The sequence below is a fragment of the Bifidobacterium sp. LH_413 genome (assembly GCF_056357015.1).
This window is the reverse complement of the sequence record NZ_JBKEVK010000007.1, coordinates 53,254-75,738: the sequence shown is the minus strand read 5'-3', so window position 1 is coordinate 75,738 and position 22,485 is coordinate 53,254. Positions and strand designations below refer to the sequence as shown.

Below are 22,485 nucleotides of genomic sequence, written 5' to 3'. Positions count from 1 at the left end.
TTTTCCCCGCCTTTCCATCCCATGGTGCGGTAAACCCCTCATGGTGCGGTGAGCGGGAATGGCGTCATTCCGCCATTATGGAGAAAGTGTGTTGCCGCACCATGGGAGAAAGAGCGCACCATGGGGTGCGGGAGGGGTGCCGTGGGGCGTGAGGGGCGGCGGATGCCCGGTGGTGGCGCTAAGTTAGTGGCTTATGCCGACTTACGATATTGGACTGGAACACGTTTCGCTCGCCTTCGCCACCAAGACCATCTTCACCGACGTGACGCAGGGCGTGTTCGAAGGGGACCGCATCGGCATCGTCGGCCGCAACGGCGACGGCAAATCCACGCTGCTCCACCTGTTCCGCGGCACGCAGGAGCCGGATTCCGGCCGCGTGACGAAACGCGGCGGACTCACGTTCGGCATGCTCGACCAGCGCGATCCGCTCGACGACGACGCCACGATCCGCGAGGCCGCGCTGGAGGGGCGCGCCGACTACGAGTGGGCGTCCGACAACACCTCCCGCGAGATCGTCGAGGCATTGCTCGGCGGCATGAGCCTCGACGCGAAGGTCGGCTCCCTGTCCGGCGGCCAGCGCCGCCGCGCCGACCTCGCGCGACTGCTCCTGAAGGACTGGGACATTCTCGCGCTCGACGAGCCCACCAACCATCTCGACGTCGTCACCATCCACTGGCTCGCCGAACACCTGAAGAACCGCTGGTCGAAGGGTGCCGGCGCGCTGCTGCTCGTCACCCACGACCGCTGGTTCCTCGACGAGGTATGCGAATCGATGTGGGAGGTGCACGACGGTGTCATCGAGCCGTTCGAGGGCGGCTACTCCGCGTACATGCTCCAGCGCGTCGAACGCGACCGTCAGGCCGACGTGCGCGAGACGAAGCGCCGCAACCTCGCGCGCAAGGAGCTCGCCTGGCTGTCGCGCGGCGCCCGCGCCCGCTCCACCAAGCAGAAGTTCCACGTCAAGGCCGCGCGAGAGCTCATCGCCGACGTGCCGCCGATGCGCAACACGCTCGAGCTCAAGCAGATGGCGACCTCGCGCCTCGGCAAGCAGGTCGTCGACCTCGTCGACGTGACGCAGATCTTCGAGAAGACCGACGTCGAAGTCGATCCGGACGCGGCCGCGCTCGCCGAATCCGCCTCCCGTGTGGACGTGGTGGAACCGATGTACGCGGAACCGCAGTTGCACGGCTCGGTCGAGGTGGCCGTGACCGATATGACGGACCCGCGTCTGGTCGACGCCGGCGTGCCCGAGGCGGTCGCCGCCGCCGAGGAGGCGCGCGCGAAGGCCGAGGCGGAGGGCGGCGCCGCGACGTCGGACGACGATCGCGCTGTGCGCCGCAGGAACACCGGCGGCGAGTCCATCGGCGTGGACGCCTCCGCGTCGGCCGCGGACGGCGGCGCGGCCGACGGTTCCGGCGACGGCACGTCCGCCGCGCGCAAGGTGACCGTCTCCGGCCGCGAGATCCTCGACGACGTGACCTGGCTCATCGGCCCCGGCGACCGTTTCGGCATCGTCGGCGCGAACGGCGCCGGCAAGTCCACGCTGCTCAAGCTCATCGACGGCACGCTCACGCCGACCGTGGGCCGCGTGAACATCGGCAAGACCGTGCGTTTCGCCGTGCTCTCGCAGCGTCTCGACGAACTGGAGAAGCTCGGCAAGTACAAGATCAAGGAAGTGCTGTCGCGCTACAAGCCGAGCTACATCGTCGACGGCAAGGAGGTCACGCCCGGCCAGCTCATGGAGCGTCTCGGCTTCGAATCCGCGCAGCTAATGACCCCAATCCGCGACCTGTCCGGCGGCCAGAAGCGCCGCATGCAGCTGCTGCTCATCCTGCTCGACGAGCCGAACGTGCTCATCATGGACGAGCCCGGCAACGATCTCGACACCGACATGCTCGCCGTGATGGAGGACCTGCTCGACACATGGCCGGGCACGCTCATCGTCGTCTCCCACGACCGCTACCTGCTCGAACGCGTCACCGACCAGCAGTTCGCGCTGATCGGCGGCAAGGTGCGCCATCTGCCCGGCGGCGTGCAGGACTACCTCGACATGGTCGAGAGCCTGAAGAACGGCAAGGGGCTGCCCGAGGACACGCCCGGTTTCGCCGGCACCGGCGGCAAGAGCGGACGGAAGAGCACATCTTCCTCCCCCTTGCAGGGGGAGGTGTCGCCACGCGACGGAGGGGGTAGCGCCGTCGAGGGAGCCGGGGACACGACCACCCCGAAGCTCACCGGCAAGGCGTTCCACGAGGCTTCGAAGCGCGTGGCCGCCATCGAACGCAAGCTCGCCAAGCTGGAGGAGAGCAAGTCCGAGCTCGAGGCGCAGATGGCCGCGCACGATCCGAGCGATTACGAGGGGCTCAACAAGCTCAACGAGCAATTGCAGGCCGTCACCGACGAATCCGACGCGCTCGAAACCGAATGGATGGAACTCTCCGAACAGCTCGAACAGTAGCCGGGACGGACGGTCAGTCTCGGGCGAGCCTCCGCAGGAAGTCCGCGGACGTCAATCCCTGGTCGATGGCCGCGTAGGCCAGTCCGACGATGCCCGCCCGCGCCTCGTCGTCGCAGGATTCGATGCGCAACGGCGCGGCGGCAAGCGGCTGTGCGCGGGCCCATACGCGCTCGCGCACACCGCTCATCAGCAGTTCGCCGCAATGGGACAGCTCCCCGCCGACCACGATGCACGACGGATTGAGCATGTTGACGCAGGCGGAGACCACATCGCCGATCAGACGGCCCGCCTGACGGACCAGCCGCACCGTCTCGACGTCGCCATGCGCGGCGAGATCGACCACGTCCGCCAGTGTGCGCGCCGGTTCGCCGGCATCCTGCAGCGCCTCCAATACGGCCCAGCCGCCCGCGGTGGCTTCCACGCAGCCGAGATTGCCGCATCGGCATGGGCTTTCCGCGCCGGTCGCGCCGAACACGTGGATGTGGCCGATATCGCCTGCGCCGCCGAACGCGCCGTGCATGATCTCGCCGTTCGAGACGATGCCCGCACCCAATCCCATACCCGCGTGGATGTACAGCAGGTCGGCGACCATGCGCTCGCCGTCGGCGGCCATCCGGTGCGCCTTGCACAGGGCGCGCACGTTGGCGTCGTTCTCGACGAACGCCGGCACGTGGTAGTGCGTGGAGAAGTGGTCGCGCAGATTATGGTTTTCCCAATGCTGCATCACCGGCGCCTGGATGATGTTGCCGGTGGCGGTCTCGACGCGTGTGGTCACGGCGATGGAGACCGCGCACAGACGATACGGGCCGGTGGCGCCGTCATCGCCGGTGTCGGCCAGCAGCGCGTCCGCCGCCGTCTCGATCAGATCGAGCGCATGCTCCGGTTCGTCCTCGGCGCCGGTCCCGATGGTCCGGACCGCGGCCGGCGCGCCGTCGAGGTCGCACAGGGCGATTGTGGTGACCGTGGTGGCGATGTCGATGGCGAGGATGACCGCGCATGACGGATCGAACGTGAATCCCTGTGCCGGGCGTCCGCCGGTTCGGCTGGGCATGGAGAGTGGTCGGACGATGCCGATCGATTCCAATTCCTCGATGCGTCTGTTCACGGTCGGACGCGCCCATCCGGTCGCCGCGCCGATCTCGCTGCGCGTCATCGGGCCTCGCGTGCGCAGTTGGGTGAGGAGTTCGACGGCGCCGTCACCGAGTTCGGGTTGTTCCACGGGCTTATTCATATCAGTTAGCATAGCGCATCACTGTATTGACAATATCTTCACAATAATTGCTACTATTTTGTATAGCACTATACAAAACTATGGTACATTTATGTACTACAAGGAGAGCAATGGAAGGCGGTGAAGCTTCCGGGGCACTCCAAGGCAAACACATGCGGATGCCGCAACCCGCACATTCCACAGGAGGAAACGACGATGACCGTCCATATCGCAGATCTCGAAGAAGCCAAGTCCCGCGTCGCCCAGCTGCTCGCAACCCACGAGCGCGTGATTCTCGGCATCGTCGGCGCACCGGGCGCCGGCAAGTCCACGCTCGCGCAGCTTCTCGCCGAGGCGTTCGCCGAAGGCGTGCCGGACGAGACGGGCGTCGTCGGCGAGCCGAAGGACCATTTCGCAGCATGGGTGCCGATGGACGGCTACCATCTGGCCGACGTCGAACTCAGGCGTCTGGGCCGTCTGGAACGCAAGGGTGCGATCGACACGTTCGACGCGCGCGGCTACCGCTCCCTGCTGCGCCGCATCCACGAGGGCGAGGACGGCGTCATCTACGCCCCGATGTTCGAACGTGATCTGGAGCAGCCGCTCGCCGGCGCGATCCCGGTGTTCCCGTGGACCCGCCTCGTCGTCACCGAAGGCAACTATCTGCTCGACGAGACGGACGCGTGGAAGGACGTGCGCGCGGCCATGACCGAGGTCTGGTATGTCGACGTCGACGACGAACTGCGCCGCGAGCGCCTGGTCGAACGCCACATCAGGTTCGGCAAGGAGCCGGAACAGGCGCGCAAGTGGGTCATGGAGGTCGACGAGGTCAACGCCCGCCGCATCGCTGCCTGCCGCGACCGCGCCGACGCGACCGTCTCCCTGCCGCCGCTCGACCTGTGAGTGGACGGCGGCGGTGTGGTGCACCGCCGGTGCTTGCGCGCTACCGGCGGCCGTCAGCCCGTGTGCGCCCACGGATTGACGAGTGTGACCCCGGTGCCCTCGAAATCCTTGACGTTGCGCGTCGCCACGGCCGCACCGTGCGCCCGCGCGATCGCCGCGATCATCGCGTCCTGCATGCCTATGGGGTGCCCTGATGCCCGTCGTGTGGCGACGATGGCGGCGTAATATGATGCGGCTGCGGTATCGAAAGGCAGCGTCCGCTGCCGGAAGTTGTCGATGATCGCCGACGTGGTCTGTTTGAGTGTCTCCTTCCTGCGCGATTCCGGCAGCAGGGCGATGCCATACAGCAGCTCGGCGATGGTGATAGTTGTGGTGTGAAGGGTCTGAAGGCGTTGTGCTATGACCCAATCGCGGACGTTGGCGTTCATGAGGCTTCTGCTGGTGACTTCGCTGATGACGTTGGTGTCAAGGACGGTGATCATCATCGTCCCTGCAATCGTCACCGTCGTCTCCAAGGCCGAGGTCTACGGGACGTGGCCCGAAATCGTAGGTATTGCGCGGCGGGCACAGCTCCTCATCCGGCCCGAGGCCTTCGCCGTCGAGCAGGCGCTGCATTTCCGCCACGAGATCGGCGGAGGTGGTGATGCGGTGCGCCAGATATTCGGTGGTGCACTCCTCGAGCAGCGAACGCACCTCCGCCTCCATCGAGCGGTTGTTGTCCTTCGCCATCTTCTTCAGCGTGTCCAGACAGTCCGCGGGCACCTTGCGGACCGTGATGGTGCCGGTCGCCTCGCTCGTGCTCATCGTCGCCTCCTCGCCGTTTCGTCATGGCAGCACTGTCGTGCTGTCATGTTGCAGTCATATATGCAAGCATAATGCTAGCAGATGAATGCCAAGGAAAAAGGGGTTTGGGAATGTCTCGCGACACTCCCAAACCCCCTATGTTCCCTATGCGTGGGTCACCCGATTGGCGGCGGGCCGATGATGCTCAGCGGCCGGTGATCTCGGAGCCGAGGACCTTCTCGCTGAGCGCCTTCGGGCCGCGGGTCACAGCGACCGCGCCGGAGCGGACCAGTTCGATCACGCCGTAATGCTCCAGCAGACCGAGCAGCGCGTCGATTTTGCCTTCCGCACCGGTCGCCTCGATGGTGAGCGACTCCGGGTTCACGTCGACGACGCGCACGCGGAACAGGCGCACGATCTCGAGCACGTCGGAACGGTTGGACTCGTCGGCGGCCACCTTGATGAGCACGAGCTCGCGCTCCACCGTGGTGTTCGGGTCGAGTTCGACGATCTTCAGCACGTGCAGCAGCTTGTTGAGCTGCTTGATGATCTGCTCGAGCGGCACGGCCTCCACATCGGCCGTGACGGTCACGCGCGAGATGTCCGGACGCTCGGTGGGGGAGACGGACAGCGAGTTGATGTTGAACGCGCGGCGGGCGAAGAGCCCCGCGATGCGGGCCAGCACGCCCGGGCGGTTCTCGACCAGCACGGACAGCGTATGACGCTCGGAGCCGGGCTTGGAAGCAGGATAGTTCGCGGGCATGTCAGTTCTCCTTTCCATCCGACGCGTCGGCGGCCTCGCGGGCCTCCTCGGCGGCGTTCACGTACGCGTCGCCCTCGGTATCGTCCAGCAGGGGCTTGACGCCCGGCTTGTACGTCACCTCGTCGTTCGACGCGCCGGCGGCGACCATCGGCCACACCATCGCGTCCTTCCACACGCGGAAGTCGATGAGCACCGGACGGTCGTCGATCGCGTTCGCCTTCTCGATGGCCTCGCGGGCCTCCTCCTCGGTGAACACGCGGAACGCGACGCAGCCGTAGGCCTCGGCCAGCTTCACGAAGTCCGGCACCTCGAGCGGCAGCTCGCCGGCGGCCGCCTGCGCGTCGCCCTCGGCGCCGTGCGCCTCGCCGTCGAGCAGGTTCGTCTGCGAGTAGTGGTGGTCGTAGAACAGGGTCTGCCACTGGCGGACCATGCCGTACACGGAGTTGTTGAGCAGCGCGATCTTCACCGGCGTGCGCGCGAAGAACGCGGCCGCCAGCTCCTCGCTGGTCATCTGGAACGAGCCGTCGCCGTCGATGAGCCACACCGGCTTCTTCCCGTCGAACTCGCGGGCCGAGCCCACGGACGCGCCGATCGCGGCCGGCAGGCCATAGCCCATCGTGCCGAGGCCGCCGGAGGAGATCCACGACTTCGGGTTCTCGAAGTCGATGAACTGGGACGCCCACATCTGGTGCTGGCCCACGCCGGTCACCCAGATCGTGGACGGGTCGGCCATGTCGGAGAGGGTCTTGACGACCCACTGCGGGGCGAGCGAGCCGTCGGTCGGTTCGTCCCACGTCATCGGGTACTGCTTGCGCCAGTAGGCGATGCGGTCCCACCACGGCTTGTGGTTCGGCTTCGGCGTAATCGCCTGCGCGCGCTCGATCTCCGGGATGAGGTCGTCGAGCACGGTCGCCACGTCGCCGACGATCGGCACGTCCGGCGTGCGGTTCTTGCCGATCTCCGCCGGGTCGATGTCGATGTGGATGACGCGCGCGCCGGGGGCGAACGCGTCGAGCTTGCCGGTCACGCGGTCGTCGAAGCGCGCGCCGATCGCGACGAGCAGGTCGCAGCGCTGCACGGCGCCGGTGGCCGCCACTGTGCCGTGCATGCCGAGCATGCCGAGGTTGTGCGGGTCGGAGTCGGGCACGATGCCGCGTGCCGGCAGCGTGGTGACGATCGGGGAGTCGGTGAGTTCCGCGAGGCGCTTCACCTGCGCGCCGGCGTTGGAGCGCATCGCGCCGCCGCCGACGTACAGCACCGGGCGGTACGACTGGTTGAACAGCTTCGCCGCGTCGGACAGCACGCGGCCGTGCGCCTTCGTCGTCGGGTTGTAGCCGGGCAGGATCATGCGCTGCGGCCACGAGTAGTACATGTCGCCGACCTGCGCGGTCTTCGTGAGGTCCACGACGACCGGGCCGGGGCGGCCGGTGGCGGCCACGTGGAACGCCTCGGCGAGCACGCGCGGGATGTCCTGCGCGCGGGTGACGAGGTACGAGTGCTTGGAGACCGGGTAGGTCATGCCGACGATGTCGGCCTCCTGGAACGCGTCGGTGCCGATTGCGTTGACGCCCACCTGGCCGGTGATGACGACCATCGGCACGGAGTCCATGTTCGCGTCGGCGATGGCGGTGACCACGTTCGTGGCGCCCGGACCGGACGTGACGATGCACACGCCCACCTTGCCGGTGGCGATCGCATAGCCTTCCGCGGCGTGGCCGGCGGCCTGCTCGTGGCGCATCAGGATGAACCGGAACTTCAGGTCGTCGTTGATCTGATGGTAGACGGGCAGGATGGCCCCGCCCGGGATGCCGAACACGTCGGTGACGCCGAGATCCTCCAGCGAACGGACCAGCGCCTGCGCGCCGGTCATCTTCTCACCGTCGACGATGGTCTGCTTGTCGCTCACGGGCGTTTTGGGCACGCCGCTGAAAGCCTGCAAAGGCGTGGGTAAAGCCATAATCCCTCTCACACTTCACTTACTGGTCCATGGCCGCCCTTCTCCGGGCGTGTGGCCCGAACCGCAGGCGGCCCCGTTGCATGGAAAGCCGGGTCGTGGCCGGCTTTCGCGCGTGTTACCAGTCTATGCGTTCCGTGGATGTTTGCGAGACATGGCCCAATGGGCGGAACGCGCGTCGCCCCGGACGCGTGTGTTCCGCCCATGCGTTCCGCGCGTCCGAGGCGACGGAATCAGTCGGACAGCTTGTGCCAGGCGATCTCCGCCGCGGCCAGCTGCGCCTTGCGCTTGCTGGAGCCGCGCGCGGTGCCGAGCACCGTCTCGTCGTCGCCGAGCGTGACGCGCGCGGTGAACACCTGCGCGTACTCCGGTCCGGAGACGGACATGTGGTAGACGGGCTCCGGCCTGCCGAGCTCGTGCGCCTTCACCGTCAGCGAGGTCTTCCAGTCGAGCGCCGGGCCTTCGGTCGCGACCTCGGCGAGCGTGTCGTCGACGAGGCGGTGCACGACCTCGCGCGCGCCGTCGATGCCGTGTTCGACGAACGTCGCGCCGATCAGCGATTCGACGATGTCGCACAGGATCGAGCTTTTCGAGGCGCCGCCCTGCGCCGCCTCGCCGCGGCCGAGCAGGATGTACGGCTCGACGTGCAGCTTGGTGCGGGCGATCGCGCTCAGCGCCTCCTCGCTCACCGCCTTGGCCCGCATCTTCGCCAACTGGCCTTCGGTCATGTCCGGATGGACACGGAAGAGGGTCTCGGTGGCGACGAGTTCGAGCACGGCGTCGCCGAGGAACTCGAGACGCTCGTAGTGCTTGACGCCGGGGTGCTCGTGCGCGAAGGAACGGTGGGTGAGCGCCTGCACGAGCAGGTCGGGGCTGATCGTCGTGCCCAGACGCTCCAGCAGTTCGTTCGCCGCGTCGGACGGGCCGGCGGTGCGGGTGGATGTGGTTTCGGTCATCATATGCTCCTTGATGTCCTTGGGGATTTCGCTGTCCTTCAGTCCGTTTGCGGACGGCCGCATGAAAACGGCGTGCAGCTATGCGAAAGCCCCGCCACCCGTCGATGGCAGGGCTTTCTTCATGCCGTTATTCGTGGCTATGCCGCGTGGATCACTTGGCGTGACCGGGGCGGATGGCCTCACGGTAGATGCGGCCACGGAAGGAACCGCAGCTCGGGCAGGCCACGTGCGGCAGGGCCGGCTCGCCGCAGTTCGGGCAAGTCACGGTCGCCGTAGCGGTCGCCTTCCAGTTCGCGCGACGCGAGTGCGTGTTGGCGCGCGAGGTCTTGTACTTAGGCAGTGCCATTTCAGTATCCTCTGTTTCGTTCGAACATTGAGCTTAAGCGTTCAGTACTGTAACGCACCGCCTGTACAAAGACGATGCGCACGCCGCCGCGTGTCGTCACTCGCCTTGTCCGTCGGCCTCCAGCTGCGCCTTCAGCGCGGCGAGTCCGGCGAAGCGGATGTCGGTGGTCTCGTGGTGGTGGTCCGGGTGCTCGTTCAGGTCGACGCCGCACTGCGAGCACAGGCCCTTGCAGTCCTCGCGGCACAGCGGCTGCAGCGGCAGCTTCTCGACGAGCGTGTCGCGCAGCAGCGCCTCGAGATCGGCGAACGCGCCGCCCTGGAGCAGCGGGTACGTGTCCTCCGACTCCTCCTCGCCGGCGATGATGTCCACCTCGCCCTTGCCGTCGTCGCGGCCGCGGTTCGCGTCGCGCTCGGACTCGTAGGGGAAGAACGCGGTCACGTCCACGCCCCAGTCGCGCCTGATCGGCTTGAGGCAGCGCGTGCACTCGGCGTGCACGGGCGCGGTGACGCGCGCGGTGAGGATGAGGCCGTCGACGATCGAGTCGAACGAACCGGCGACGTGCACCGGCGCGCCCTCCTCGACGCCGATCACCTCGTCGCCGATGCCGCTCGGCGCGGGGAAGTCGGCGTCGACGGCCTTCGACTGGCCGGCGCGCGACGCGACCTGCGCGACGGAAACGGCCCACGGGGAATCTTCGGGACGGGACATGGTCCAAGCCTTTCTTTCGGTGTGTCTGTGTCTGTTGACGTGTTTGTTGACGTTCGGTCTGTCCGGGAGCATCCGCCGGTCAGCGCGACTCGGGGTAGTCGCTGATGTCGAGGTGCGGCATCTGCTCGCCCGCCGACTTGCGGCGCTCGTAGAGCACGTTGAGGCCGGCGTCCACGTCGCCGCTCATCTTCGCGAGCTGGGAGCGCAGCGACTCCATCACCTTCGTCGAGTACTCGTCGGCGCCGCGCGTGAGCCTGTCGGCCTTCGTCTGCGCAGTGTTGAGGATCGTGCGCGCCTTCTGCCGCGCGATCTCGGTGACGTTCTCCTGTCCGGCGAGGAACTGCGCCTGCTCGTTCGCCTCCTTGACGATGTCGGCGGCGCGGCTCTGCGCGGAGGCGACGATCGCGTTCGCCTGCGTCTGCGCGCCCTCCAGCCGGCGTTCCGCCTCGCGCATGAGCGCGGAGGCGCGTTCCAGCTGCACCGGGAGCATCTTCTTCAGGTCGCTCAGCTGTCCGGCGAACTCGGCGCGGTCGATCTTCACCTGGTCGGGGAAGAAGATGCTGCCCTTCGCCTCCTCCAGCACGGCCTCCAGCCGGTCGATGATGTCGTAGACGGTGGTGAACTCGTCGCGGCTGGCGTCGATGTCGTCGTCATTGTCGTCGCCTTCGCGCAGGTCGGGCAGCGGGAACGGCGACTTGAGCACGCGCTCGTCGTCGCCGGCCTTGCTCCCGTCGCCGTCGGAACCGTCCGCGTCGTCGCCGTCCGCCGGAATCGTCGGCGCGGCGACGGTGGCGGAGCCGGGCGCGGCCTGCGTCGCGCCTTCCGGCGGCGCCGGGACGGCCGCCGGAGCGGGTGACGGGACAGGTGACGGCGCGGGCGGCGCGATCATCGGTTCGAACGTCACGGGTGCGGAGCCGCCGTCGCCCGCCGGCGCGGGCGCGGCAGGCTGCGCCGTGAGGTCCACATAGCCTTCCGGACGCGCTTCGGCGCCGTCCGCGCCCTCCTGGTTGTCGTCTTGCGTTGCATCGGTCATGATGCGTTCCTTTCCTTCGACGCGCTCCCCGCGCGCCCACGATTGTCGGCGGCCGTCGCGTGCGCGGCCGTCACGCCCCGGCGCGTGCCTTGCGCGCGGCCGCCTCCCGCGACAGCGCCTCGGTGAGCATCGGCACCACGCAGTCGGGCACCATGCCGGTCACGTCGCCGCCGTGACGCGCCACGTCCTTGACGATGGAGCTGGAGATGTGCTCGAGCACCGGATCGGCGGGAAGGAAGACGGTCTCCACGTCGCCGATCTTGCGGTTCACGAGCGCCATGCCGAGTTCCGCCTCGTAGTCGCCGTTCTGCCGCAGTCCCTTCACGATCACGGTGGCGCCCACGTTCCGACAATAGTCGGTGATGAGGCCGTCCGTGGAGGCGACGACGACGTTCGCGCAGCCGTCCTTGGCGAGGGCGCGGCGGATGATGTCGACGCGGGTCTCGGTGGGGAACATCGGCGTCTTCGCCGCGTTCACCGCCACCACCACATGCACTTCGTCGAAGAAGCGCGCACTGCGTTCGATTACGTCAAGATGTCCGGCGGTCACGGGGTCGTACGAGCCGGGGCACACTGCTATGGTCATGGTTCACTAGCCTACCGCGTCGCGCCGCCAGCGCGCGGGAGGGCGCGACGATGCGGATGCGGCGGCGGTGGGCGTGTGCGATGGCGGCGGTTATGCGCGATGACGGTTATGCGCGATGACGGCAACTATGATGGTGGGCAGTATATAAGCCCGACATAAGCCCAAAATGGCCATGCAGGAGGTCGCCATGATGAACGATGATCTGAACGATGACAGGATTCCCGCCGCATTCCTCGACGCGGACACGTCGTCGCCGCTGTCCGACCCGGATGCCGGCACCGGCACCGCGGTGCTTGAACGCCCGGAGGAGAAGGAGGAGACCAGCCGCTCCGACGACGGCGACGCGGACCGTTTCGCGCACTACGTCTCGCGTGACCGCATCGCCGAATCGCAGATGACCGGCCGCCCGGTGGTCGCGCTGTGCGGCAAGGTGTGGGTGCCCAAGCACGACCCGTCCAAGTACCCGGTCTGCCCCGACTGCAAGCGCATCTATGACGAGATGCGCGGCTGGTGAGACGGCCTGGGAATTGAATCGGCCTTCGGTCGATACGATTCATTTGTGGCCTTCCGGCCGCAGTCTCTCCCCCACCCGGCTTCGCCGGGAGCCCCCTCGTCAGAGGGGGCCGGAAAGCCTCCCTCTGACGAGGGAGGTGTCAGCCGAAGGCTGACGGAGGGAGAGAAGTCCGCGGCCGGAAGGCCGCGAAAACATCGTATCGGCCGAAGGCCGATTCCTTTTCTTTGCGGCTATCGCAGCGAGATCTCGTCGATCTTGGCGAGTTCCTCGTCGCTGAACGTGGTGTTCTTGAGCGCGCCGATGTTGTCGAGAATCTGCTGCGGCTTCGAGGCGCCGGCGAGCACGGAGGTGACGACGCCGTCGTGCAGCAGCCAGGCGAGGCTCATCTCGGCGAGCGTCTGGCCGCGGGCGATCGCGATGTCGTTGAGTTCGCGGATTTGCTGGAGGCGTTCCGGGGTGAGCGCGGAGTCCTTGAGGAAGCGCGGGTCGAGGGCGATGCGGCTGTCGGCCGGCACGCCGTCGAGGTAGCGGTTCGTGAGCAGGCCCTGCGCGAGCGGCGAGAAGGTGATGAGTCCCTTGCCGAGGCGCTTGGCCGTGTCTTTGAGTCCGTTCCGCTCGATCGTGCGGTCGAAGATGTTGTAGCGGTTCTGGTTGATGACGAACGGCACGTGCAGTTCGTCAAGGATCGCCGCCGCCTTCTCCATCGTCGGGCCGTCGTAGTTGGACAGGCCGACGTACAGCGCCTTGCCGGAGTTCACGATCTGGGCGAGCGCGCCCATCGTCTCCTCGAGCGGGGTGTCCGGGTCCGGGCGGTGGTGGTAGAAGATGTCCACGTAGTCGAGGCCGAGGCGGGTCAGGGACTGGTCGAGCGAGGCGATGAGGTACTTGCGCGAGCCGTGGTCGCCGTAGGGGCCCGTCCACATCTCGTAGCCGGCCTTCGTGGAGACGATGAGCTCGTCGCGGTGCGCCTTGAAATACTTGTTCAGCAGCAGCCCGCAGTTCTTCTCGGCCTGGCCGGGTTCGGGGCCGTAGTTGTTGGCGAGGTCGAAGTGCGTGATGCCGTTGTCGAACGCGGTGAACACGAGCTGCTTCATATGCTCGAACGGCGTCAGGTCGCCGAAGTTGTGCCAGAATCCGAGCGAGACGGCCGGCAGCTTGAGGCCGGAGGCCCCGCAGCGGTTGTAGGTCATGTGGTCGTAGCGGTCTTCGGCCGGCGTGTAGGTGGTGGTCGCTTCCAGCATCGATGCTCCTTGCGGTTGTTTCCGTGAATGTTCCGTGGTTACGCAATCATCGTCGCAATTCAAGTAGACTTGAACGCAAGTCGGCATCCGCGGCGTGTCGCGCGACGGCGCGACGCCGCGACGGCGAAAACGGAAAGGAACGGGACGACATGGCGACGTACACGATTCGCGAGGTGGCGGAACGCTTCCACATGCAGACCTCCACGCTGAGGTACTACGAGGACCAGGGGCTGCTCACGAACGTGGGGCGTGACGCGGCCGGACGCCGCGAATACGAGGAGTGCCACATCAACCGGCTGCGCGCCATCTGCTGCTTCAAGAACGCGGGCATGACCATCGAGGACCTGAAACGGTTCTTCGCCTACGAACAGGACGAGCCGGCGCATATCGACGAGATCCTCGACCTGCTCGAATCGCGCCGGAAGACGCTCGACGAGCAGCGGCGCGCGCTCGACGAGGCCGCGATGCACGTGCAGCGCAAACTGCACTACTACGGCGACATCAAGCGCGCGCTCGACGCGGGGGAGGTCCTACCCGACTGGAAGGACTACAAGACCCGCGTCTACACCATCGACTGCTGAGCCGGTCCGGTTCTACAGGACTGAGTCGCCGTTCTACAGAACGGTGATCTCAGTAGCTGAGCCGTGAAACGGACACCCCGGTGGGGTGTCCGTAGGCGAAGTGAGCGATTGCGCTATAGGCAATCGCGAAGGATTCCTACCGAGTCGCGGTGCTACAGAACCGTGATCTCAGTCGGAATCACCGGGTCGCCGCGCATGAGGCTCTGGGCGGCGATGGGAAGTTCGGCGAGGGCCTTCGCGCGGTATTCGTGCGCGTTGACGATCGCGTCGTGGCCCTGCCACTGGTGGTCGATTTCGCCGTGGTCGACGAACGGCACGAGCAGGTCCTTCCAACCCTCCTCCGGCGTGAACGCGGCGAGCTGGTCCTCGGAGCCGGAGACCACGTGCTCCACGTCGGCGAGATTGTACTCGTAGGAGCGGTAGGCGAGCTTCCTGCCCGGCACGGTCGCCTTGTTCTTCGACTTCTTTGCGACCGTCTGCATCGTGCCGTCCGCGCCCTCGCGTTCGGTGAGCTTGTACACCATCGCGCAGGTGGGCGCGCCCGAACCGGTGACGAGCATCGTGCCCACGCCGTACGAGTCGACCGGCGCGGTCTGGAGCGCGGCGAGCGCGTACTCGTCGAGGTCGTTGGTGACGGTGATCTTCGTGTTCGTCGCTCCCAGCGCGTCCAGCTGGTTGCGCACGCGCTGCGCCATCAGGGCGAGGTCGCCCGAGTCGATGCGCACACCGCCGAGCTCCGGGCCGGCCACTTCGACGGCCGTCTTCACGGCCTCCTCGATGTTATACGTGTCGACGAGCAGCGTCGTGTTCTTGCCGAGCGCGGCGATCTGCGATTCGAACGCCTGACGCTCGTTGTCGTGTACGAGCGTGAAGCAGTGGGCGGCGGTGCCGATTGCCTTGAGCCCGTACATCTGGGCGGCGAGCAGGTTCGCCGTGCCCTTGAAGCCGCCGACCACGGCGGCACGGGCGGCGGCCACGGCCGACCATTCGTTCGTGCGGCGTCCGCCCATGTCCATGCACGGGCGGTCCTTCGCGGCGGAGACCATGCGGGAGGCGGCGGAGGCGACCGCCGAATCGTAGTTAAGGATGGACAGCACGAGCGTCTCCAGCAGCGTGCATTCGCCGAACGTGCCCTCGATCTCGAGGATCGGCGAGTTCGGGAAGAACATCTCGCCCTCACGGTAGCCCTTGATCGAGCCGGAGAAGTGGAAGTCCTCCAGCCACTTGATGGTCTCGGGGCTCACCACGTGCCGGTCGGCGAGGAAGCGCAGATCCTCGTCGTCGAGGTGGAAGCGCTCCAGCGCGTCGAGGATGCGGCCGGTGCCGGCGACCACGCCGTAACGGCGTCCGGCGGGCAGGTGACGGGTGAACACCTCGAACACGCACTTGCGGTTCGCGGTGCCGTCCTTGAGGCACGCGTCCAGCATCGTGTACTCGTACATGTCGGTCATCAACGCCGGTGAATAATCCATGTTCTCTCCTTCGCCCGTGGATACTGCACTGTTTTTCGGTGTTTTCGTTGCCAACCAGCCTACTCGCCGTCGCCCACGGTGCGCCAGTCCCCGCCCAGGTCCCGCCCAGGTCCCCGCCTAAGTCCCCGCTCAGGTCGGCAAACTTCCCATGGTGCGGTGAACACTCATGGTGCGGTAGGCGATTTTCGTTGGAAAATGGCGGATTTGCGAAACCGCACCATGGGAGGTTTACCGCACCATGGGAGTGGGCGGGGTAGGGGTGAAGGAGGCGGGGTGAGGGATGGGCGGGAAAGGACGGCCGCGTACACTGGGGGATATGAGATTCTTCGCGGGATTGTGGCGGCTGGCGATCGCCGGCATGTGCTTCGTCGGCACCTACGAGGCGTGGCATAGGCCCGAATACTGGACATACTTCACGTTCCAGACCGGATTCGCGCTCGGATTCGTGATGCTGTGGGCCGGCGCGGCCACGATCCTGAAGGGCATCCAGCCGCCCGCCTGGCTGAAGGGGTGCCTCACCCTGTACGCGATCGTCACCGCCGTGGTCGCGTTCCTGCTCATGCCGCCCGACGACCCCGCCTACGTGCCGCAGGTGCTCGGATTGATGACGAACACGTGGCTGCACCGCGTCGCGCCGATCATGGCGGTCGTCGACTTCGTGCTCTTCGACCCGCATCGCCGGTTCCAGTGGCACTACATGTTCTCGTGGCTCATCTACTTTCCCGCGTACCTCGCGTTCGTGCTCGTGCGCGCCGCCATGTTCCCCACATCGGGCCCGGCGGCCGGCGGCAGCCCGTACCCGTACGCGTTCATCGACCCGACCGCGCTCGGATGGCCGCAGTTCGGCGTCAACTGCGGCAAACTCGCCCTGGGGTTCCTTGCGTTGAGCCTCATCGTGTTCGTCGTCGACCGCATCCTGCCTGAGCGGCAGCTGCTCGGCTGAAAGCGGACGGTCCTCGGGAGACGAGCCCGTTCCGGCCAAGTGGGGTAGGCTGGGCATCATGGTTGAAATCACAGACATGCTGGGCAATCGCTCCATCACCCGTCAGGACGGACGCAAGGTCGACGAACTGCGTCCCGTGCGCATCACCCGCCACTTCACCGACGCGCCGGAGGGCTCCGTGCTCATCGAATGCGGCAACACGCGCGTCATGTGCACCGCCACGTTCACCCCGGGCGTGCCCCGCTGGCGCAAGGACTCCGGACTCGGCTGGGTGACCGCCGAATACGCGATGCTGCCGCGCGCCACCAAGGAGCGCACCGACCGCGAGTCCGTCAAAGGCAAGATCGGCGGCCGCACGCACGAGATCAGCCGCCTCATCGGCCGCTGCCTGAGGGGCGTCATCGACATGAAGGCGCTCGGCGAGAACCAGATCCAGCTCGACTGCGACGTGCTCCAGGCCGACGGCGGCACGCGCACCGCATCCGTGACCGGCGCGTACGTCGCGCTCGTCGACGCCCTGAACTGGGCGGAACGCAACCACCACATCAAGTCCGCCGACAAGGCGATCAAGGACGTCGTCTCCGCCGTCTCCGTCGGCGTCATCAACGGCACGCCGATGCTCGACCTGCCGTACGTGGAGGACAGTCAGGCCATGACCGACATGAACGTCGCCATGACCGGCCACGGCGAATTCATCGAGCTGCAGGGCACCGCCGAACACCGCCCGTTCACGCGCGCCGAACTCGGCACGCTGCTCGATCTCGCCGAAAAGGGCAACAAGGAGCTGCAGGCCGCCCAGCGCGCCGCGCTCGCCCTCGACTGAGACGATCCGACGAACCGACCAGACCCACCGAACGAAGGAACCAGCATGAAACTCGTGGTAGCCACGCACAACGAAGGCAAACTCGTGGAGATCCGCCGCATTCTCGCCGAGGATCTGGGCGACGACGCGGCGCAGGTGGAGCTCGTCTCCGCCGGCTCGCTGCACCTGCCCGATCCGGTCGAGACCGGCGTCACCTTCCAGGAGAACGCGCTGCTCAAGGCCCGCGATGTGGCCCGCCGCACCGGACTGGCCGCCATCGCCGACGACTCCGGCCTCATCGTCGACGTGATGGGTGCCGCCCCCGGCATCCTCTCCGCGCGCTGGGCCGGCGCGCACGGCCACGACAAGGCCAACAATGCGCTCCTGCTCGCCCAGATCGAGGACATCCCGGACGACAAGCGCACCGCGCGCTTCCGTTGCGCCGCCGCGCTCGTCGTGCCCGGCGACGCGGTGGACGCGACCGGCGGCGACGCCGTGGCCGCCGGGGATGCGGCCGCGCTCGCCGCCCATCACGAGATCGTCTCCGAGACGGTCGAGGTGGGGGAGATGCCCGGACGCATCATCCGCAAGGTCCGCGGCGAGCATGGCTTCGGCTACGACCCGATCTTCGTGCCCGACGACCAGCCGGGACGCACCAGCGACGACCCCGACCATGAGGGCGAGCCGCTGACCAGTGCCGAGATGACGCCGGCCGAGAAGAACGCGATCTCCCACCGCGGCAAGGCGCTGAAGGCGCTCGTGCCGGCCATCGAGGCGCTGCTGCGGTAGCGCGGGGATGCGGCGCGCGACACGCCGGGTTGCGTTTTGCGCGACGGCCCCTATACTTTTTCTCTTGTGCATGGGTAGCGAATGCTTCCCAAGCGCAAAGCCACTTTAGCTCAGTCGGTAGAGCGGCTCACTCGTAATGAGCAGGTCGTCAGTTCGATTCTGACAAGTGGCTCCAGCACCCGGATTCGGTTCGCCGAATCCGGGTTTTTCGTTTCCCCGTCCGTCTTCCGGTGCCGTGCCCCGTTTTCCCAGCCGACTGATAGATTGTCTTCTTGCGCGCGAGTGGCGTAATGGTAGCCGCGCAGGATTTAGGTTCCTGTGTCTTCGGACGTGTGGGTTCGAGTCCCATCTCGCGCACGAAATCCCCGGGCCCCGTCCAATCCGTCGCTCGCACGGCCGCGGGGTGGGGAGGGAACCATGACGGCGATACTCGGCCCGGCCTCGCTGCTGCTCATCATCCTGGCCGGATACCTGTTCAAGCGCTTCGGGCTGTTCGGCGCGAAGGACTACCGCGTCATCCAGACGGCCGAGTTCAACGTCGTGCTGCCGGGCGCCATCGTCTACTCGTTCGCCACGAACCCGCACGACGTGAGCTATCTGTGGATCAGCGTGTTCGCGTTCTTCTGCGCGCTCATCCCGCCCGTCCTCATCTACCTGACCACGCGCCGGCGCAACGTGACCGACCGCGCGTTTCTCATGCTCAACGGCGCCGGCTTCAACCTCGGCTGCTTCTGCTTCCCGGTCGTCACCTCGTTCTGGGGCGCGGGCGCGGTGGTGCCGGCCGCCATGTTCGACATCGGCAACTGCATCATGGTCGCGGCCGGCACGAACGTGATGACCCAGCAGCTGCTGCACATCCAGCCGGGCAAGACGCTCGCCGAACAGCATGCGGGCAGCGCGCCCACTCTGCCGTACGAGAAGCCGAAGGACCGGGACGCGAGGCGACTCGCCCGGCGCGCCTTCGCCAAGAACGTGTTCAAGAGCTTCTTCGGCTCCGTGCCGTTCGACACCTACATGCTGATGATCGTGCTCATGGTCGCGCACGTCCAGATCCCCGGCTGGATCGCGACCGTCATGCAGCCGTTGAGCGGCGCGAACGCGTTCTGCTCGATGTTCATGGTCGGCATGCTCATGGACCTGCCGCGCGACCGCCACGACGTCAAGGAGGTGCTGGCCGTGGTCGCCTGGCGCCTGCCGTTCGCCGTCGTGTTCGCGGCGGTCGCTTGGTTCCTGCTGCCGTTCACTGCGGAGATCCGCGCGGTGCTGGTGATCTGCGTGCTCGCGCCGATCGCGATCTTCTCCACGCTGTTCACCGACAAGGTGCTCGGCAACGCGAAGCTCGCCGGCTTCTCGCTCGCGTTCACCGCGATCATCGCCCTCGTGATGATGGCCGTCGCCCACGCGCTGATGGGTGTGTGACGTCCCGCCGCGTCCTGTCTCCACCTTTCCGTTCACCGCTACGTCGCCGGCGCGTAGCCGCGTGTTCTTTTTGTGTTCTTGTGTCCGCTTTTGTGAGTATTCTGTTGCGTGATACGGAACGGTAGGCGGACCGAGATGCAAGCGGCCCGCACGCCGTCTCCAATCAATGATGAAAGGAATGGAATCCTATGGCCATCAATCCGCCCGTTGACGCCACCACCACCCCGGCGTGGGTCGCCCTGCAGAAGCACTACGACGAGCTTCAGGCCGAGGGCATCAGCCTCAAGAAGTGGTTCGCCGAAGACTCCGACCGTGTCAAGGAGCTGAGCTTCGACGCCGGCGACCTGCACTTCGACCTGTCCAAGAACCTCATCAAGCCGGAGACCCTCCAGCTGTTCGTCCACCTCGCCAAGGAAGTCAAGCTTGACGAGCGCATCAAGGCCATGTACAGCGGCGTCCACATCAACAACACCGAGGACCGCGCCGTCCTGCACACCGCGCTGCGCCGCCCGGTCGAGGACGAGGGCAAGTACATCGTCGACGGCCAGGACACCGTCAAGGACGTGCGCGAGACCCTCGACAAGATCTACGCCTTCGCCGACGACGTGCGTTCCGGCAAGTGGACCGGCGTGACCGGCCGCAAGATCGAGACCGTCGTCAACATCGGCATCGGCGGCTCCGACCTGGGCCCCGTCATGGCGTACGAGGCGCTCAAGCCGTACGCGGACGCCGGCATCTCCGCCCGCTACATCTCCAACATCGACCCGAACGACCTGGCCGAGAAGACCAAGGGCCTCGATCCGGAGACCACCCTGTTCATCATCGTCTCCAAGACCTTCACCACGCTGGAGACCCTGACCAACGCCCGCGAGGCCCGCACCTGGCTGCTCGAGGAGCTGGTCGCCAACGGCGCCATCTCCGACAACGACGAGGCCCAGAAGGCCGAGGCCATCAAGAAGCACTTCGTCGCCGTCTCCACCAACCTGGAGAAGGTCGAGGAGTTCGGCATCGACCCGGCCAACGCGTTCGGCTTCTGGAACTGGGTCGGCGGCCGCTACTCCGTCGACTCCGCCGTCGGCACCTCCCTGGCCGTCGTCTTCGGCCCGGCCCGCTTCGAGGAGTTCCTGCACGGCTTCCACGAGATCGACGAGTACTTCGCCAACACGCCGTTCGAGAAGAACGTCGTCGTGCTGCTCGGCATGCTCAACGTCTGGTACCGCAACTTCTTCAAGGCCGCCTCCCACGCCGTGCTGCCGTACGACCAGTACCTGCACCGCTTCCCGGCCTACCTGCAGCAGCTCACCATGGAGTCCAACGGCAAGTCCGTGCGCTGGGACGGCACCCCCGTCACCACCGAGACCGGCGAGATCTTCTGGGGCGAGCCGGGCACCAACGGCCAGCACGCCTTCTACCAGCTGATCCACCAGGGCACCCAGCTCATCCCGGCCGACTTCATCGCGTTCGTCAACACGCCGAACCCGACCAAGGACGGCGACCAGGACGTGCACGAGCTGTTCCTCGGTAACTACTTCGCGCAGACCAAGGCGCTCGCGTTCGGCAAGACCGCCGACGAGGTGCGCGCCGAGGGCACGCCGGAGGAGATCGTCCCGGCCCGCGTGTTCACCGGCAACCGTCCGACCACCTCCATCTTCGGTGTGGCCCTGACCCCGTTCGCGCTCGGCGAGCTCATCGCCCTGTACGAGCACATCACCTTCGTCGAGGGCACCGTGTGGGGCCTCGACTCCTACGACCAGTGGGGCGTCGAGCTCGGCAAGCAGCTCGCCAAGCAGATCACCCCGGCGATCTCCAAGGACGACGAGGCCCTCGCCGCCCAGGATGCCTCCACGAAGTCCCTGATCGAGTTCTACCGCAAGAACCGCGAGTTCTGATTCCGTGAACCCGATTCCGGCGAAGCTGGGCGGGGACGGGGCCGATGAGACATCGGTCCCGAATCGGAACGCATGATGATGCCCGGCGTCGAAGAGGCGCCGGGCATCATCCGTATACGACGAAAGCGCCATCGGCGCCAAGGAGAGACAGGAGACACATGGTGGCAAGCAATTCGCAGAGGAAACGCAAGGCCGCGCGCCGCAACGCGCGGGGCGGCCGCGCCGACGCATCGCAGACGCGCGAACGCTGCGAACGGCCGCGCTCCGGCGCGCCGGAACCGGCACGGCGCGCCGGCGGCGGCCGGGACGGGCGCAACGGTCGGCCCGGCTTCGGCATGACCGTGCACGGCGAGTTCACCGTCGTCATCACCCAGCTCGTCGCCTACGCGCTGTTCTTCGGCATCGTCTACACGCTCGGCGTGCTGACTCCCGGCGGCATCATGGGTTCCGGCATGCTCGCCATGTCCGCCACGATGCTGCTCATCGTCGGCTGGCCGTTCGGCGGCGACGATTCGCAGGCTGTGTTCGGCCGCGCCGTGGCCGCCGCCACGTTCGTGGTCTCCGCGATCGTCGTGCTGCCCAGCGAGTTCTACACGGACGTGACCTACATCCGTTGGGCCGCGTATCTGGTGATCGCCGCCGCGCTCGTCGTCGCCGCGTCGTTCCTGTGGAACAACCTCCAGCGGGGCAAGGGCAGGAACGACGGCTACACGCGCGTCGGCATCACCGCCGGATTCACCACGCTGTGCGGCGCCTCGTGGATCTTCCTGCCCGCCATGTATTCGGACATGTCGAAGCCCGAGGCCGCCTCCTCCGTCGGATGGACGGTGTTCATCGTGCTCGTCGTGGCGGCCGTCGTGCTGCTGCGCGTCTCCACGAAACGCTGGAACGCGCTGGAGAAGCCGGGTGCGTACTCGTGGCTCGGCATGGGCATGGTGCCGGTCATGTGGTTCGGACTGGCCGTGTTCCTCGCCTCCTGCGCCACCAACTGGCTGCTGTGAACCGTGAGCCGTGAGCGCTTGGCCGGTCGAGAGCGGGCCGGGTGGCCGAGGCTTCCCGATTCCACGATGCGGTCGGTCCGCCGCATCGTAACACGACTTTCATAGAGTGCCTCTTGTCATCGCGGATCGCGTCCACA

At 66.8% G+C, this 22,485-nt stretch carries 21 protein-coding genes, 2 tRNA genes and 2 pseudogenes; 13 read left to right on the top strand and 12 right to left on the bottom strand.

The genetic code is table 11. The annotated features are described in order from the left end of the window. Positions 1–193 precede the first annotated feature (193 nt). Together AC1AYN_RS09620 and AC1AYN_RS09615 are read left to right on the top strand one after the other, a co-directional pair. Positions 194–1,286: pseudogene (locus AC1AYN_RS09620) on the top strand (ABC-F family ATP-binding cassette domain-containing protein); the annotation flags it as partial. Between the two features lie 137 nt (positions 1,287–1,423). Continuing rightward, positions 1,424–2,455: pseudogene (locus tag AC1AYN_RS09615) on the top strand (ATP-binding cassette domain-containing protein); the annotation flags it as partial. 13 nt (positions 2,456–2,468) lie between these two features. Here the strand turns inward: AC1AYN_RS09615 and AC1AYN_RS09610 are convergent. Continuing rightward, entirely contained in the window at positions 2,469–3,674 is a 1,206-nt protein-coding gene (locus AC1AYN_RS09610) for an ROK family protein (RefSeq protein WP_476533056.1), read from the bottom strand. Positions 3,675–3,881: 207 nt separating this feature from the next. Here AC1AYN_RS09610 and AC1AYN_RS09605 point away from each other — a divergent pair, with 207 nt between their 5' ends. Continuing rightward, entirely contained in the window at positions 3,882–4,568 is a 687-nt protein-coding gene (locus AC1AYN_RS09605; RefSeq protein WP_476533055.1) for a nucleoside/nucleotide kinase family protein, read from the top strand. A 53-nt stretch (positions 4,569–4,621) separates the two neighbouring features. Here AC1AYN_RS09605 and AC1AYN_RS09600 read toward each other — a convergent pair whose 3' ends face one another. The 9 genes from AC1AYN_RS09600 to coaD all read right to left on the bottom strand — a co-directional run bounded on the left by AC1AYN_RS09600 (position 4,622) and on the right by coaD (position 11,697). Further along, entirely contained in the window at positions 4,622–5,053 is a 432-nt protein-coding gene (locus tag AC1AYN_RS09600; RefSeq protein ID WP_476533054.1) for a PIN domain-containing protein, read from the bottom strand. Beyond that, positions 5,034–5,372, bottom strand: coding sequence for a FitA-like ribbon-helix-helix domain-containing protein (locus AC1AYN_RS09595; RefSeq protein WP_476533053.1), 339 nt, complete (start codon positions 5,370–5,372; stop codon positions 5,034–5,036). The genes AC1AYN_RS09600 and AC1AYN_RS09595 overlap by 20 nt, the downstream gene beginning before the upstream one ends. A 184-nt stretch (positions 5,373–5,556) precedes the next feature. Continuing rightward, positions 5,557–6,114: an acetolactate synthase small subunit gene (gene ilvN, locus AC1AYN_RS09590; RefSeq protein WP_476533052.1), complete on the bottom strand. Its 558-nt coding sequence runs from the start codon at positions 6,112–6,114 to the stop codon at positions 5,557–5,559. Between the two features lies 1 nt (position 6,115). Next, positions 6,116–8,071, bottom strand: coding sequence for an acetolactate synthase large subunit (locus AC1AYN_RS09585; RefSeq protein ID WP_476533051.1), 1,956 nt, complete (start codon positions 8,069–8,071; stop codon positions 6,116–6,118). Between the two features lie 230 nt (positions 8,072–8,301). Further along, positions 8,302–9,024, bottom strand: a complete 723-nt coding sequence (gene rnc, locus AC1AYN_RS09580) for a ribonuclease III (RefSeq protein WP_101621811.1) — start codon at positions 9,022–9,024, stop codon at positions 8,302–8,304. Between the two features lie 151 nt (positions 9,025–9,175). Next, positions 9,176–9,370 carry a 50S ribosomal protein L32 gene (rpmF, locus tag AC1AYN_RS09575; protein WP_476533050.1) on the bottom strand — a complete coding sequence of 65 codons (195 nt, stop codon included), beginning with the start codon at positions 9,368–9,370 and terminating at the stop codon, positions 9,176–9,178. A 96-nt stretch (positions 9,371–9,466) separates the two neighbouring features. After that, complete coding sequence (locus AC1AYN_RS09570) at positions 9,467–10,078, bottom strand: YceD family protein (RefSeq protein WP_476503044.1); 612 nt, start codon at positions 10,076–10,078, stop codon at positions 9,467–9,469. Positions 10,079–10,157: 79 nt separating this feature from the next. After that, a complete protein-coding gene (locus tag AC1AYN_RS09565) occupies positions 10,158–10,967 on the bottom strand; it encodes an ATP synthase subunit B family protein (protein ID WP_476533062.1) in 810 nt (269 codons plus the stop codon). Between the two features lie 214 nt (positions 10,968–11,181). Continuing rightward, positions 11,182–11,697, bottom strand: coding sequence for a pantetheine-phosphate adenylyltransferase (gene coaD, locus AC1AYN_RS09560; RefSeq protein WP_476533049.1), 516 nt, complete (start codon positions 11,695–11,697; stop codon positions 11,182–11,184). A 187-nt stretch (positions 11,698–11,884) separates the two neighbouring features. Between coaD and AC1AYN_RS09555 the strand changes: the two genes are divergently transcribed. Then, positions 11,885–12,211 (top strand): DUF3039 domain-containing protein, encoded by a 327-nt coding sequence (locus tag AC1AYN_RS09555; RefSeq protein ID WP_476503046.1) that lies wholly within the window; start codon positions 11,885–11,887, stop codon positions 12,209–12,211. 230 nt (positions 12,212–12,441) lie between these two features. Here the strand turns inward: AC1AYN_RS09555 and AC1AYN_RS09550 are convergent, their stop codons facing one another. Continuing rightward, positions 12,442–13,452: an aldo/keto reductase gene (locus AC1AYN_RS09550; RefSeq protein WP_476533048.1), complete on the bottom strand. Its 1,011-nt coding sequence runs from the start codon at positions 13,450–13,452 to the stop codon at positions 12,442–12,444. A 149-nt stretch (positions 13,453–13,601) separates the two neighbouring features. On the opposite strand from AC1AYN_RS09550, the gene AC1AYN_RS09545 reads away from it, so the two are divergent. Beyond that, positions 13,602–14,033, top strand: a complete 432-nt coding sequence (locus tag AC1AYN_RS09545; protein ID WP_476533047.1) for a MerR family transcriptional regulator — start codon at positions 13,602–13,604, stop codon at positions 14,031–14,033. Positions 14,034–14,185: 152 nt separating this feature from the next. Here the strand turns inward: AC1AYN_RS09545 and AC1AYN_RS09540 are convergent, their stop codons facing one another. Further along, positions 14,186–15,505, bottom strand: coding sequence for a nicotinate phosphoribosyltransferase (locus tag AC1AYN_RS09540; protein ID WP_476533046.1), 1,320 nt, complete (start codon positions 15,503–15,505; stop codon positions 14,186–14,188). 316 nt (positions 15,506–15,821) lie between these two features. Between AC1AYN_RS09540 and AC1AYN_RS09535 the strand changes: the two genes are divergently transcribed. The 8 genes from AC1AYN_RS09535 to AC1AYN_RS09500 all read left to right on the top strand — a co-directional run bounded on the left by AC1AYN_RS09535 (position 15,822) and on the right by AC1AYN_RS09500 (position 22,348). After that, positions 15,822–16,448, top strand: a complete 627-nt coding sequence (locus tag AC1AYN_RS09535; RefSeq protein ID WP_476503050.1) for a Pr6Pr family membrane protein — start codon at positions 15,822–15,824, stop codon at positions 16,446–16,448. 58 nt (positions 16,449–16,506) lie between these two features. Continuing rightward, positions 16,507–17,271 carry a ribonuclease PH gene (gene rph / locus AC1AYN_RS09530; RefSeq protein WP_476533045.1) on the top strand — a complete coding sequence of 255 codons (765 nt, stop codon included), beginning with the start codon at positions 16,507–16,509 and terminating at the stop codon, positions 17,269–17,271. 45 nt (positions 17,272–17,316) lie between these two features. Further along, positions 17,317–18,039, top strand: a complete 723-nt coding sequence (locus AC1AYN_RS09525; protein ID WP_476533044.1) for a non-canonical purine NTP pyrophosphatase — start codon at positions 17,317–17,319, stop codon at positions 18,037–18,039. Between the two features lie 99 nt (positions 18,040–18,138). Further along, positions 18,139–18,214, top strand: a tRNA-Thr gene (locus tag AC1AYN_RS09520). Between the two features lie 101 nt (positions 18,215–18,315). Beyond that, positions 18,316–18,396: transfer RNA gene (locus AC1AYN_RS09515), tRNA-Leu, on the top strand. 60 nt (positions 18,397–18,456) lie between these two features. Continuing rightward, positions 18,457–19,458, top strand: coding sequence for an AEC family transporter (locus AC1AYN_RS09510; protein WP_476533043.1), 1,002 nt, complete (start codon positions 18,457–18,459; stop codon positions 19,456–19,458). A 188-nt stretch (positions 19,459–19,646) separates the two neighbouring features. After that, complete coding sequence (gene pgi, locus AC1AYN_RS09505) at positions 19,647–21,347, top strand: glucose-6-phosphate isomerase (RefSeq protein ID WP_476533042.1); 1,701 nt, start codon at positions 19,647–19,649, stop codon at positions 21,345–21,347. A gap of 158 nt (positions 21,348–21,505) precedes the next feature. Next, positions 21,506–22,348 carry a hypothetical protein gene (locus AC1AYN_RS09500; RefSeq protein WP_476533041.1) on the top strand — a complete coding sequence of 281 codons (843 nt, stop codon included), beginning with the start codon at positions 21,506–21,508 and terminating at the stop codon, positions 22,346–22,348. The last annotated feature ends 137 nt before the right edge of the window (positions 22,349–22,485 follow it).